Consider the following 13,543-nt stretch of genomic DNA (forward strand, 5'->3'; position numbering starts at 1 on the left):
ACCGGGAGCCGGCGCGCGGCGCGCGTTTCGACTCGCTGCGTGCGCTCAACGACCGGGAGTCGACGCGGGGTGAGCGTCGTTTCGACTCGCTTCGCGCGCTCAACGACCGGGAGCCGCGACCACCTCGCGGAGCGCGCCGCGGTCGAGGTCGGCTACCGCGGTCAGGCCCGCAAGCCCGAGCGAGATGTCGAGCTCGGCGAGCACGTGCCGAATCACAGCGGCCACGCCCTCCTCCCCCGCGATCGCCAGCCCGTAGGCATACGGTCGGCCGAGCGCCACCTCCGTCGCGCCCAGCGCTAGCGCGATCGCCGCGTCGGCACCCGAGCGCACGCCCGAGTCGAACACGATCGGCACCCGGCCGGCGATCCGGTCGGCGATGGTCGGCAGCACCTCGAGCGTGGGCACCGACCGGTCGATCTGGCGGCCCCCGTGGTTGGAGATCCAGATGCCGTCGGCTCCGGCATCCAACGCCCTGATCGCATCGTCGGGATGCACGATGCCCTTCAGAATGATCGGCAGCTTCGTCCACTCGCGGGCGCGGGCGATGTCTTCCCACGCGATCGCGGGGGTCGAGAACACGTCGAGGAACGTCTCGACCGCCGCGCGCGGCAGCGGCGAGCGCAGGCTTTCGCGCAGTCCGGTGCCGGTGAGCGCCGCCCCCTTGCGCGCGATCGACACCCCGGCGGCGATCGTCTTGGGCGTGATCCGCACCGACGCTGCCGGCCCGCCGGTCGCCGCGCGCTCGCGCACCAGCCCGGCGAAGACCGGGTCGCTCGTGTACTGCGCGATACCGAGGCCGCGGGTGAACGGCAGGTATCCGAGATCGAGGTCGCGCGTGCGCCACCCCAGCAGATGCGTGTCGAGCGTGATCACGACGGCCTCGCAGCCCAGCTGCTCGGCGCGCTGCAGCAGCGACGCGTTCAGCTCGTCGGAGCTCGACCAGTAGAGCTGGAACATCCGGGGACCGGCGGGCGCAGCATCCACCACCTGCTCCATCGCGACGGAAGCCTGGTTGCTGAGCACGGAGGGAAGACCGAGGGATGCCGCGGCCCGCGCCACGGCGATGTCGGCGTCGCGGTGCACCATCTCCATGACGCCGAGCGGCGCGAGGATCAGCGGCGTCGGCCGCGTCGCGCCGAGGAACTCGACCGACAGGTCGCGCTCTGACACGTCGCGCAACGGGCGCGGCCAGACCTGCCACCGGTCGAACGCCGCGCGGTTGGCGGCCATGGTGTGCTCAGAGCCTGCTCCCCCGGCGACATACGCGAACGCCTCGGCGCTCATGGCCTTGCGCGCGAACCGCTCGAGGACCGCGGGCTCGACGGGCACGACGGGCTTCGCCCCGCCGATGCCGGCGCGGTAGATGTCGGACTGCACCTGTCGGCCGATGCCGCGCACGGCGGCGGCCGGGTCTTCGGGGGCGACGCTGCTCATGGGGGTCAGCCTACGGGTGCCGGCGTGGCGGCGCGGGCCCGGTCGTTGAGTGAGTACAGCGGGTCAAGACGTCCCGGCCACCCGGCGACTGTCACGCTCGGCTGGGCCGCCTGTCATAAGACACCGCGATCGGGACGTTGCAGACTGGGGGCATGCCCACGAAACCCCCGATGATCGATGACGACGCGCTCGACGACCTCGAGCGCGAACTGATGGGTCGCGCCCGCGGTCGCGTGCTCGAGCTGGGCGCGGGACGCGGGGAGAACTTCGGCGCGTTCGACCCTGACATCACCTGGCACGGTCTCGAGCCCGACGCGGAGCGGCGCGAGGAGCTCGCCCGCCGCGCACATGAGTGGAGCCATGCCGCCGAGCCGCTCGACGCCGTCGCCGAGCACGTTCCGCTGGCCGCGGCATCCATCGACACCGTCGTCGCGACGTACGTGCTCTGCACCGTCGACGACGTCACCGCCGCGCTCGCCGAGGCGCGGCGCGTGCTCGTTCCCGGTGGGCGCGTGTTGCTGGTCGAGCACATCCTCGCGCCGCACAGCGCGACGCTGCGCACCCTGCAGCGCGTCGCGACCCCGTTCACGCGGCGGTGGTGCGGCGGATGCCACCAGGACCGCGATCCGCTCCCCGCGCTGCGCGCCGCCGGCTTCGCCGACGTCGACGTGCAGCACCGGCGCGTACACGATCGGCCGCTGCCGCCCGAGTCGATCCTGCTGTACGAGGGGGTTGCGCCGGTGTGACACGGCGCGCGCGTTCCGTCGACATGCTCAGATGGCGTCGGGGACCGCGAACCGCGCGCACATCAGCGTTTGAGCATGTCTTCGACACGTGAGGTGCGTGCAACCCGCCGTCAGCGCCGCACTTCGACCCGCTCGACCGTGAAGTCGTCGAGCGCGACCGAGTCCACCCCCACGCCCAGGCCCGGCGCGGTCGGCACCGCGATGTGCCCGTTCTCGAGCACGGCGGGCTCGGTGACGATGTCGCGCTCGTAGAAGCGGCTCGACGCCGACACGTCTCCGGGCAGCGTGAATCCGGGCAGGGCGGCGAGCGCGGCGTTCGCGGCACGGCCGAGCCCGGTCTCGAGCATGCCGCCGCACCAGACCGGGATCGCGGCATCCCGACACAGATCATGGATGCGCACGGCCTCGAGGTATCCGCCGATGCGTCCCGCCTTGATGTTGATGATGGATGCCGCGCCCAGCGCTATCGCGTCGCGCGCCGCCTTTGCCGACACGATGGACTCGTCGAGACAGAGCGGGGTGCGCAGGCGCTTGGCCAGCGCCGCGTGGTCGACGAGGTCGTCCTCCTGCAGCGGCTGCTCGATGAGCAGCAGGTCGAAGCGGTCGAGCTCGGCGAGCGTGTCGGCATCGGCGAGCGTGTAGGCCGAGTTCGCGTCGACCTGCAGCGGAATGGTGCCGAACGCGTCGCGCACGGCGGCGGTCTCGGCCACGTCGCGGCCGGGTTTGATCTTGATCTTGATGCGCACGTAGCCCTCGTCGAGGTACCCGGCGACCGTGTCGACGAGCGCGGCCGGATCACGCTGGATGCCCACCGACACTCCGCTCGGCACCCTGTCGACGATCGCGCCGAGGTACTCGCCGAGCGGGCGGCCCTCGGCGCGCAGCGCGGCGTCGAGCACGGCCATCTCGAGCCCGGCCTTGGCCATGCGATGCCCGATGAAGGGCTCGAGCGTCGGCGCGACCTGCTCGGGGGCCACCGTGTGGGCGTCGAGCAGCGCCGGAATCAGGAAGCGGCAGGCGACGTCCCACGCACCCTGGGTGTACTCGCTCGAGTAGAGCGGGGCGTTCCCGGTGACGATCTCGCCCCAGCCGTCGCCGTCGGGCGTGAGCGCGCGCACGATGATGACCTCACGCACCGCCTCGGTGCCGAACGACGTCGTGAACGGCGCCACGAGCGGGAGGTGCAGCACCCGCAGCTCGAAGCCGTCAAGGCGAATGGATGCCGCGGGCCGGGTGATGGGCATGGCCACAGGCTACGCCGCCGCCCCTGCGCGAGGTCGTACCTGATCTCGCGAGGTCGTACCTAATCTCACGAGGTCGTACCTGTTTTCGCGAGGTCGTAGCTCTTCTCGCGAGGTCGTATCTGTTTTCGCGAGGTCGTAGCTCTTCTCGCGAGGTCGTATCTGTTTTCGCGAGGTCGTAGCTCTTCTCGCGAGGTCGTACGCGTCAGCGGGTGAAGATGCGCCCGTCGGGGTCATCGGCACGACGCGGACGCAGCGCGGCCGGCGCCGGCCACTCGAGCTCGAACCTCTCGACCGGGGCGTCGATCGCTCCGAAGTCGTCGGTCTGCACCACGACATGGTCGGGCGTCACCTCGACCATGCGCACGCGCAGGGGCGCGGCATCCACTCTCTCGAGCATCCAGATGTCGGCGAGCCAGGCGATGCCGCGTTCTTCGAGGGCTTCTTCGGCCTCGAGCCAGTCGACGGGGGTGGATGCTGCGCGCCCGAGCAGGTCCACGGCGACCCAGTCATCGCCGGCCGGGTGGATCCAGCCGAGCAGTTCGCCGTCGTCGCGGCGGTGGGGCGTCCAGTCTGCGGGAAGCATCCGTCCACCCTATCGAGCACGAAGACGACCTCGCGAGATCAGGTACGACCTCGCGAAAAGAGCTACGACCTCGCGAAAAGAGCTACGACCTCGCGAAAGAAGGTACGACCTCGCGAAACAAGGTACGACCTCGCCGGCGACGGGTGCGCGGGGGCGAGGGGTGTGCACGCGCAGGGTGGGGGATCACGCGCGCACGAAGAGGTAGCCGCGCTCGTCGTCGAAGCCGCGGCAGACCAGGCCCTCGAGGCGGCACTCCTCGAACTCCTCGCGCACGCGCAGGCGCCAGGCCGCCGCATCCCTCGGCGACTCGCTCCGCAGCGACTCGACATCGCGCGGCACGCGCACGGCCGCGGCCACGTCGGCATCGGCCGGAGTCGGCACGGGCGGCGCGGCGAGCACCCAGGTCACCATGATCCGGTCGGACTCGTCGCCGCGGTTCACCCCGTCGTCCATGGGCCCGTAGTGGTTCACGAGGTACTCGGTGACCCGTGTGCCGAGCACGCGCAGGTTGAAGTGCGCGTTGCGGGCGACGAGCGGGTCGAAGGTCCACGTGATCTGACCGACGTCGCGCGCCAGCGCCCATTCACGCTGGTGCTGCTTGAGCGCGCGCCCCAGCTCGTGCCCGCGATACGGCGGCAGAATCCCGGTGATGTGCGAGTGCATCGACCGCGCAGCGGGCGCGGCGAAGAAAGCGACGGATGCCCCGATCATCAGGTCTCCGTCGTAGAGCCCGACGGCGTAGTTACCCGAGTGCGCCAGGGCGCGCAGCAGGTTCGGCGGCATGCCCGACCGGTCGCCGCCCCACACCTCGCTGAGCACCTCGGATGCCGCGAACACCTGCTCGACCGTCTGCAGCGGTTCGATCCGCACATCGACGGGAACCGAAACCCCCACCATGAACCCAGTGTGACACCGCCCGAGCATGCCGACCAGTGCCCGAGCGCGGCGGCGTTCCAGCCCTCCTTCGGGCTGGCGGGGCGGCCGCGGTCATCGCGCTCGTGGTCGCGATGTTCATTCCCGCCGCGCGCGAGGCCGCGGAGCGGCATCCCTCCCTCCCGGAATGACGCGCGGCGCCTGTCCGCCGAAGAGGGGGAGGCGCCCGCCACCACGCCTCGCTACCGTTGTCCCATGAGCGAGACCAAGGAATCGCACGGGAGCACCGACACGCGCTTCTTCGGACAGCCCTGGGCCCTCGCCCACCTGTTCGGCGTCGAGATGTGGGAGCGGTTCAGCTTCTACGGCATGCAGGGCATCCTGCTCATCTACCTCTACTACTCGGTCACCCGCGGGGGTCTGGGCATCGACCAGGGCGTCGCCGGCGGCATCGTCGGTGCCTATGGCGGGGCCGTGTACCTGTCGACGATCCTGGGTGCGTGGATCGCCGACCGCATGCTCGGCTCCGAACGCGTGCTGTTCATCAGCGCGATCGTCATCATGTGCGGGCACATCGCGCTGGCCCTGCTCCCGGGACTGGCCGGCGTCGCCGTCGGCCTGATCCTGGTCGCGGTCGGATCGGGCGGGCTGAAGGCCAATGCGACGGCCGTGGTCGGCACGCTGTACGACACGGATGACGACAGACGGGATGCCGGATTCTCACTGTTCTACCTCGGCATCAACCTCGGCGCGTTCTTCGGTCCGATCCTCACCGGTCTGCTGCAGTCGACGCTCGGATTCCATTGGGGCTTCGGCCTGGCCGCGGTCGGCATGGCCCTCGGCCTCGTCCAGTACTCGTTCGGCCGCAAGCAGTTGCCCGAGCAGGCGCGACATGTGCCCAACCCGCTGCCGCGCAACCGCTACGTGTGGGTCGCGGCGATCGCCGCGGTCGCGATCGTCCTGATCGCCGTGCTGGTGCTGGTCGGGGTCATCCGCGCCGAGAACCTCTCGACGATAGTGATCATGGGCACGGTGGTCGCCGCCATCGCCTACTTCGCGGTGATCCTGTCGAGCCGTCGCATCGACGCGACCGAGCGCTCGCGGGTCTGGGGCTTCCTGCCGCTGTTCATCACGAGCGTCGCTTTCTGGTCGCTGTACCAGCAGCAGTTCACGGTGCTGACCGTCTACTCCGACAAGCGTCTGGACCGCAACCTGTTCGGCTTCGAGATGCCGGTCTCGTGGGTGCAATCGATCAACCCGATCTTCATCATCATCCTGTCGGGTGTGTTCGCCGCGATCTGGACGCGCCTGGGCCACCGCCAGCCGTCGACCCCGGTGAAGTTCGCGCTGGCCGCCATCATCATGGGCGGCGCGTTCCTCCTGTTCCTCCCGTTCGCCGGCGGCGGGCCCAACTCGACGCCGCTGCTGGCGATCGTGGGCATCCTGTTCGTGTTCACGGTCGCCGAGCTGCTGCTGTCTCCGGTCGGACTCTCGGTGGCGACCAAGCTCGCACCCGCGTCGTTCCAGACGCAGATGGTCGCGCTGTTCTTCCTCTCGGTGGCGCTGGGCACGGCGATCTCGGGCTGGCTCGTGCAGTTCTACGACCCGAACAATGAAGTGCCGTACTTCTCGATCCTCGGCCTCATCGCCGTGCTGGTCGGCATCGGGCTGTGGTTGGGCAGCAAGCCGGTGCTCGCCCTCATGAAGGGCGTGCGCTAGACGCGTTTGTCAAGCCCGTCGGAGAGTGGATGCCGCGGGTCTAGCGTCTGTGGCACCGACAGAAGGAGACACCATGTCTACCGGACCGTTCCCTCCCCCACTCCCCTTCGACGCCGACGGCGACCCGCACGAAGATGCGCCGCTGCGCGAAGAGGACGGCGAAGAGGTGCTCGATGAGGACGCCAACGACGACCTCATCGACAGCGCCGACGCCGACCGCATTGCTGCCGAGGGCGACGAAGACGAGTAGGCCTCACCCCCGCTCGGCGGCGACCTGCCGGATCAGCGCGTGCTGGCGACGCAGCTGGTCGGCCGCGCGGTACAGCTCGTGGTGTCCTTCGTACTCGCTCGAGAACCAGCCGGTGTAGCCGGCGTCCAGAGCGACATCGAGGATCTGTCGCCAGGGGATGTAGAGATCGGTGAGGTCGTCCTCGATCTCGTAGAACTTCGCCTGGAAGTAGACGACGTGCTCCATGACCTCGGCAAGGTCCGAGACGGGCACGAACGGCACCTCCGGGGGTCGCGCCGACCCCGTGCCCATCTGGAACGCCGCGCCGCCGCCGCGGCGGGCGAAGCGCTGCACGTCGAAGACGCCGGTGTCGATGAGCAGGCCGAACTGGGTGGTGCCCGTGCGCTCCTTGAACTCGAGGTACTCCTCCACCACGGGAGACTTGATGACCGTGGGCCAGTGGATCTCGGGGCAGATGACGATTCCCAGTTCGCCGGCGAGCTCGAGGTTGCGCTCGACGGCCTCGGACCAGATCGGGTCGACGCGGAGGTCCTCGCTGATCACGCCGATCTTCGGCCGCACGAACGAGAAGCCGAGCTGCGCGGCCAGGCGCAGATCCAGCTCGAGTTGCTGCGCCCCTTCGGCCACGGTCATCCCGCGTCCCGGGAAGCGGCGCGTGTCCAGCCACGAGCCGTACAGCGTCGGCGTCAGGCCGAGCCGCTCGTTGCGGGCATGCCACGCGTCGATCCACGCGGTCGACGGGTTCGGGTAGTCGCGGATGTGCGCCTCGCCGAGGATCTCCAATCCACTGGCGCCCAGATCCGCGACATCCTCGATGCAGTCCTCCACTGTCATCGTCACGCCGATGTCTTCGGTGTAGCTGTACAGGGAGACTCCGAGGCCGAACGGCAGGTTGTCGGTGCTCATCGGACGATCACCGCCTTTCGCTTCGCCGTCCAGATCGACGGCTGCAGTTCTTCGGGAATGTACGACATCCGCACGCGCAGCACGAACGTCACATCATGGATGCCGCGGGCCAGCCCCCCGGCCTTGGGAACCGTGAGCACGGCCGCCTCGTCCATCGGCCAGCGCGCGTCGGTCGAGGTCTGCAGCTCGGCGAACGAGTAGTCGCCGGTGGGCAGGGTCCAGCGGATGTCGTCGCCGTCGAACTCTTCACCGTCGACGATGACCGTCGGCTTGTCGAGCAGGTTGCCCCACATGCCGCGGTAATAGGGACTGCGCACGCGCAGCTGGAACCCCGTGGGGGCGTCTTCAGGTCCGGTGTTGTGGAACCCCGCGGCCTGGATGAGCGGTTCTTCAAGCATGCTCTTCCTCTCTGTTCGATGTGAGGTCGTCGGCCAGCTGTCGTGCACCGCGCACGGCGAGGGCGACGCTGGTCAGGGTCGGGTTCATGGTGTTCGCGGTCGGGATGAGCCCGTTGCCGCCCACGACGAGGTTCTCGTACCCCCACACCCGTGAGTAGGGGTCGGCGACCGAGGTGCCGTCGTCGCTCTCGCCCATCCGCATCGTGCCCATGTAGTGCAGGCTCGATCCGTTCGGCAGCAGGCGCGGCTGGGCGACGAACTCGCCGAGCGCGCCTCCCGCGCGACGGAGCAGCGCGGTGGCCTGCTCGATCTCGCTCTCTTCGCGCTCGGTCAGCGCGTACTCGATCGTCATGTTCGGCAGCCCGCGGTAGTCGAGCTCGTCTTCATCGAACCGCACGCCGTCTTCGACACGGGGATGCTTGCGGACCCCGTACCCCATGTTCACGTATCCCCATCGGTTGCCGGCGGCGGGATGCTCGGGGTCGAGCGCGAACGGCGGGTTCTCGGCATACATCACCTGCAGCGAGTACGGGTGGTCGGGTTCGGAGAACGGGATGCGGTTGACGGCCGCCACCGGATCCGTGGGGTTCTGCGCGCGCCGTGCGAGTTCCTGCGCGAGCTCGTCGTCGCTGACCAGGCGCGACATCCGTGCCCCGTCCAGAGCGACGGTGCTGATGATCACGTGGTGCTCGGTGAGATAGCGGCCCAGCGCCGCGGGGCGGATGCCCGAGGCCCAGAGCAGCTGCGGCGTCCGGAAGGCGTCCGCGGCGACGACGACCACATCGGCCGGCACCGTCTCCTGCTCATGCGTGCGCAGGTCTTCGACCGTGACGCCGGTGACGCGGGTTCCGTCGTGCTCGACCCGCCGCACCAGCGTGAGATCGCGCAGGGTGAACCGCGACGACTCGGACGTGCCGGGCTCGATCAGCGGCCCCAGCACGAAATCGGCCCCCGCCCACACCATGGTGCCGTCAGCCTGCGGGTCGCCGGCGACCGGCAGAGTGCTCGGTCCGAAGCCCGCGGGCAGTTCGCCGGCGAACTCGTCGGCCAGCTGCGTCGAGATCGCCCGTGAGATGGCCGAGTCGGCGAAGGCGTCGGTGCGCACGTGCAGCAGCCGGTCGGCTTCAGCGAGCAGGCCTGCCCACTCCTCATCGCCGATGAACGGCACACGCTCGCTGAACGACGGCGACGGAGTCGCGCACGTCCAGTGGGCGCCCATGCCTCCGACGTTGGTGGAGGCCGCTCCCGCAGGAAACTGCGTCGCGTGCGCTGCCCCGGGACCGCCGAAGTCGAGCAGGTACGTGCCGCCGCGGGCGGTGAACATGCCCTCGGCGACGACCGACTCGGGAATGCCGAGCGATTCGCGATACCGGCCGGCCTGCGGCCCCTGCGACCGCTCGCGAGCGCGCTCTTTCTCGTCAGGGTCGGCGATGTTGCGCACGCTCGCGCCGGGCACCTCGGTCAGCTGGGGCCCCGCCTCGAACATGATCAGGCGGGCATCGGGCAGCTGCTCGAGGAGCACCCGCGCGTAGGCGGCGCCGATCGGCCCGCTGCCGACGACGGCGATGGTGGGGACTCTGCTCATGATCGGGCACTCCTTACGGGATGCCGCGGCTCGGTCGCCGCGGGAAGGTCGGGTGATTCGTCTGACAGTCGTCCGGGTGGCAGCAGCAGCGACGCGATGACGCCGACCAGGTAGGTCGCGGCGAGCGCGATGAAGATCGGCGCGAACACATCGCGGTACAGGGCCGCGATCTGCGCCTGCACGGCGGGGGATGCGGCGTGCACCGTGGTGGGCGTCAGGGTCGCGGCATCCAATCCCGCCGGCAATCCGGCGGCGACAGCGAATCCGATGACCCCGCCGATGAGCGCGGTGGCGACGGTGGCACCCACCTGCCGGACGAGATTCACGGTCGCCGTCACGGCTCCCGTCTCGCCGACCGGGGCCGCACTCTGCACGACGGTGACGATCAGGCTCATGAAGGCTCCGGTGCCCAGCCCCACGATGGCCATGACCACCATCGGCACCCAGAGCGGCAGTCCGACCGGCAGCACCGCCATCACGGCGAGGCCGGCAGCACCGAGGATCGTGCCGGCGATCGGGAAGACACGATAGTGCCCCGTGCGGCTGGCCAGCCAGCCGCTGATCAGATTGCTCACCAGCATCCCGAACACCGTCGCTATCGGAACCAGTCCCGACACAGTGGCACTCGTCCGGTAGGCCATCTGGAAGTAGGTGGGGAGGTACGAGGTGATGGAGAAGAGGCCGATGCCCACGATCGCCGAGATGACGATCCCGGCGCCGATGGTGCGGTTGGCGAGATGCCGGAGAGGGACGATCGGGTCAGCGGCGCGCAGCTCGACCAGGATGAACGCCGCCAGGCACGCCGCCGTCACAGCGAACGCGATGAGGGCAGCGGCGAGCTGTTCGCGGTCGACGACCCAGGTCACGGCGAGCACCAGCGCCACCACCGCGACTCCCAGCGTGGCGGCGCCTGCGACGTCGAACCGCGAACTGCCGACACCCTCGATGTGCGGGACGGCCACGGCCGCCAGGACCAGCGCGATGATCCCCACCGGCGCGTTCACCCAGAAGACCCACGGCCAGCTCCAGTAGTCGGTGATCAGGCCTCCGACCACCGGTCCGACGAGGATGGCGATCGGAAAGGCCGCACCGATGATCGCCATGTACTGCGGGCGCTGCCGGGGTGTCGTGGTCAACGCGATGATCGTCTGCGACATCAGCTGAAGGCCGGCCGAGCTCATTCCCTGCACGACGCGGGCGAAGATGAGCCAGCCCATCGACGGCGCGAATCCGCACCCCAGCGACGAGAGGATGAACACCACGAGCGAGATCAGGAACACCGCACGCGGGCCGACGATGTCGCCGAGCTTGCCGAGCACGGGCAGCAGCACCGTGCTGGCGAGGGTGTAGCCGACGACGATCCAGCTCATCTGCTCGAGCGCGCCCAGCTGCCCCGCGACCGTCGCGAGGGCGGTCGAGACCACGGTGTTGTCGAGAGCGCCGAGGAACGAGACGGTCAGAAGAGAGATGACGAGGAAGCGGAGTTTCAACGGTGAAAGCGGCATGCCGGGATCACCCGATAGATCGGGCCGTCGACGCGACGGGATGTGCCCTCGCCGCAGCATCACGGTGAGGAACGGGCCGGACGGCCCCAACGTCACCTCCATTGTATGCCCACTTACGCACTAAAGCAACATAAGTGTGGAAGTTTCGTCAAGAAGGAGAAGAAGCGTGTCCGAGCAGCGCGTCGGCGTTGCCGCTGAGAATGAGCTCGGTCACCCCGTCGTCGAGCAGGGCACCGCGCACGAACCCGACCGGGTCATCAAGCCCCATGTCGAACGGGAAGTCGCTGCCGAGCACCACCTGCGACGCTCCAACGACCGCGATGAGGTGCCGCAGCGCGGCATGGTCGTGCACGACGGTATCGAACCAGATCCGGCGCAGGTAGCTCGACGGCTCGTGCGCGCACCCCTGCGCGTCGGGCCGCACCCGCCAGGCGTGGTCGCTGCGGCCGATCGCGGTGGGCAGGTATCCGCCGCCGTGCGCCGCAACGATCTTCAGTTCGGGATGCCGGTCGAGCACGCCTGCGAAGATCAGGTGCGACAGAGCGACGGCGTTCTCGACGGGCTGGCCCACGGTGTTGGCGAGATAGAAGCGGTCGAGTCGCTCATCGAGGCTGCAGCCGAACGGGTGCAGGAAGATGATCGCGTCGAGCTCTTCGGCTCGCGCCCAGAACGGTTCGAGTCGCTCGTCGGAGAGCTCGACGTCGCCGGCGAACGACGAGATCTCGACACCGGCGAGGCCGCGACCGAGGACGGCGTCGTCGAGGCACTCCACGATGCGGGAGGGATGCTGCAGCGGCACGAATCCCAGCCCGCTCAATCGGTCGGGAGCCTGAGCGACGTGCTCGGCCACCTGCCGGTTGGCCTCGCACGCGATCCAGACCGCCAGCTGCTCGCCGGCCCAGGGGGAGAAGTGGCTGGGCGATGCGCTCACCCACTGCCGGTCGACGGCCTGGGCGTCCATTGCCGCCAGGCGTTCGCCCACGTCGGTGAGCTGCGGGATGCGCGCTCCGACCATCGGCCCGGAGACGGCCTGGCTGCTCGCCCCGTTGCGTCGCAGTTCGAGCCGATCGGCTGCCTCGAACCCGTCGGGGTCGCGCCGGCGCACCTCGGCCTGCAGGGTCGGCAGCAGCAGGTGCGCATGCACGTCGGTGACGGTCATGCCGGTTGCGCCATCTGCCGGGCGATGCCGAAGATCAGGCCTCCGGCGTCGGCGTCGCGGTTGCCGTCGATCTGCCATTGTCCGAGTTGCACGGACGCGTCGACCACCGCCCGTGCACGCGGCAGGCGGCGGGCGTGGAACTCGTCCCACAGCGTCTGGTCCACCGCATCCCGCTCGATCAACAGCTCGGTGAGCACGACCGCGTCTTCCAGCCCCTGCGCGGCTCCCTGCGCGATGGTGGGCGGGCACGAGTGCGCAGCGTCGCCGATGATCACGGTGCGCCCGCGGTTCCAGGGCGCCTCGACGATGTGCTGTGTGAACCAGGTGTAGTTCACGTGCGCGTCGGCAGATCCGAGGTCGGCACGGATGGAGTTCCTCGGCCCTTCGTAGGCCCACGAATCGTGGAGCATGATCTGCACGGCCTCCGCGTCGGTGACGCCGAAGCGGTCCTGCGCCTTCTCGACGAGGAACGCGTACATGGTGTCGTCGCCGGTCGGCGTGTAGCCGGCGATGTAGACCGGCCCGCCGTAGTACAGCTCGCTGCGCTGCACCTCGGCGGGGCGCGAGACGAACGACCGCCAGATGCCCATCCCGGTGGGCTGCGGCGCGGTGTCGATGCCGATGAGGCCGCGCACCGCAGAGTGCAGGCCGTCAGCCCCGATGACCAGGTCATACGTGCCCGCCACGGCGTCATCGGCGAGCACCTCGACCGCCTCCCCCACCGACCGGATGCCGCTGACGGTCGCGCCGAAGCGGATCTTCGCGCCCGCCTGCTCAGCATGGGCGAGCAGGATCTTCGCCAGATCGGGCCGATACATGCCCATGCCGGCCGGATAGTCGGGTCCCCCGGTCTTCACGTCGCCGAGCTCAGCGACCACCGGTGCGCCCGGACCGGGCGCACGCAGCGTGAGACCCTCGAACGCGAAGCCCGCGGCGCGCACGTCGTCCCACACGCCGAGCGTGTCGAAGGCGCGCAGGGCGTTGCCCTGCAGGGTGATGCCCGAGCCCAACGGGTTCAGCTCGGGCCGGGCCTCGAACACTTCGACATCGATGCCCGCGCGGGCGAGGCGGATGGCGGCGGCGAGGCCGGTGATGCCGGCGCCGACGACGGCGACGGAAGCTACCGCGCTCATGGAAGAAC

General features: G+C 69.6%; 13 protein-coding genes. 3 read left to right on the plus strand and 10 right to left on the minus strand.

Features of this window, described 5'->3' with window-relative positions:
* Window positions 1–99 precede the first annotated feature (99 nt).
* Window positions 100–1,434 carry an alpha-hydroxy-acid oxidizing protein gene (locus tag PU630_RS14195; RefSeq protein ID WP_275277705.1) on the minus strand — a complete coding sequence of 445 codons (1,335 nt, stop codon included), beginning with the start codon at window positions 1,432–1,434 and terminating at the stop codon, window positions 100–102.
* A gap of 152 nt (window positions 1,435–1,586) precedes the next feature.
* On the opposite strand from PU630_RS14195, the gene PU630_RS14200 reads away from it, so the two are divergent.
* Window positions 1,587–2,180, plus strand: coding sequence for a class I SAM-dependent methyltransferase (locus tag PU630_RS14200; protein ID WP_275277706.1), 594 nt, complete (start codon window positions 1,587–1,589; stop codon window positions 2,178–2,180).
* Between the two features lie 110 nt (window positions 2,181–2,290).
* Here the strand turns inward: PU630_RS14200 and menC are convergent, their stop codons facing one another.
* The 3 genes from menC to PU630_RS14215 form a co-directional block, all read right to left on the minus strand.
* Entirely contained in the window at window positions 2,291–3,424 is a 1,134-nt protein-coding gene (gene menC, locus PU630_RS14205; protein WP_275277707.1) for an o-succinylbenzoate synthase, read from the minus strand.
* Between the two features lie 202 nt (window positions 3,425–3,626).
* Window positions 3,627–4,007: a hypothetical protein gene (locus PU630_RS14210; RefSeq protein ID WP_275277708.1), complete on the minus strand. Its 381-nt coding sequence runs from the start codon at window positions 4,005–4,007 to the stop codon at window positions 3,627–3,629.
* A gap of 183 nt (window positions 4,008–4,190) precedes the next feature.
* Window positions 4,191–4,904, minus strand: coding sequence for a GNAT family N-acetyltransferase (locus tag PU630_RS14215; protein ID WP_275277709.1), 714 nt, complete (start codon window positions 4,902–4,904; stop codon window positions 4,191–4,193).
* A 231-nt stretch (window positions 4,905–5,135) separates the two neighbouring features.
* On the opposite strand from PU630_RS14215, the gene PU630_RS14220 reads away from it, so the two are divergent.
* A complete protein-coding gene (locus tag PU630_RS14220; protein WP_275277710.1) occupies window positions 5,136–6,599 on the plus strand; it encodes a peptide MFS transporter in 1,464 nt (487 codons plus the stop codon).
* Window positions 6,600–6,672: 73 nt separating this feature from the next.
* Entirely contained in the window at window positions 6,673–6,849 is a 177-nt protein-coding gene (locus PU630_RS14225) for a hypothetical protein (protein ID WP_275277711.1), read from the plus strand.
* 3 nt (window positions 6,850–6,852) lie between these two features.
* Here PU630_RS14225 and PU630_RS14230 read toward each other — a convergent pair whose 3' ends face one another.
* The 6 genes from PU630_RS14230 to PU630_RS14255 form a co-directional block, all read right to left on the minus strand.
* Complete coding sequence (locus PU630_RS14230) at window positions 6,853–7,755, minus strand: sugar phosphate isomerase/epimerase family protein (RefSeq protein WP_275277712.1); 903 nt, start codon at window positions 7,753–7,755, stop codon at window positions 6,853–6,855.
* On the minus strand, window positions 7,752–8,153 hold the full coding sequence (locus tag PU630_RS14235; RefSeq protein WP_275277713.1) for a C-glycoside deglycosidase beta subunit domain-containing protein: 402 nt from the start codon (window positions 8,151–8,153) through the stop codon (window positions 7,752–7,754). The genes PU630_RS14230 and PU630_RS14235 overlap by 4 nt, the downstream gene beginning before the upstream one ends.
* Window positions 8,146–9,738 (minus strand): GMC oxidoreductase, encoded by a 1,593-nt coding sequence (locus PU630_RS14240; protein ID WP_275277714.1) that lies wholly within the window; start codon window positions 9,736–9,738, stop codon window positions 8,146–8,148. The genes PU630_RS14235 and PU630_RS14240 overlap by 8 nt, the downstream gene beginning before the upstream one ends.
* Window positions 9,735–11,243, minus strand: a complete 1,509-nt coding sequence (locus PU630_RS14245; protein WP_275277715.1) for an MDR family MFS transporter — start codon at window positions 11,241–11,243, stop codon at window positions 9,735–9,737. Before PU630_RS14245 ends, PU630_RS14240 begins: the two co-directional genes overlap by 4 nt.
* Before the next feature lie 148 nt (window positions 11,244–11,391).
* Window positions 11,392–12,402, minus strand: a complete 1,011-nt coding sequence (locus PU630_RS14250; protein WP_275277716.1) for an amidohydrolase family protein — start codon at window positions 12,400–12,402, stop codon at window positions 11,392–11,394.
* Entirely contained in the window at window positions 12,399–13,535 is a 1,137-nt protein-coding gene (locus tag PU630_RS14255; protein ID WP_275277717.1) for an FAD-dependent oxidoreductase, read from the minus strand. The genes PU630_RS14250 and PU630_RS14255 overlap by 4 nt, the downstream gene beginning before the upstream one ends.
* Window positions 13,536–13,543 lie beyond the last annotated feature (8 nt).

It is taken from the genome of Microbacterium horticulturae, assembly GCF_029094505.1.
Lineage (GTDB): Bacteria > Actinomycetota > Actinomycetes > Actinomycetales > Microbacteriaceae > Microbacterium > Microbacterium horticulturae.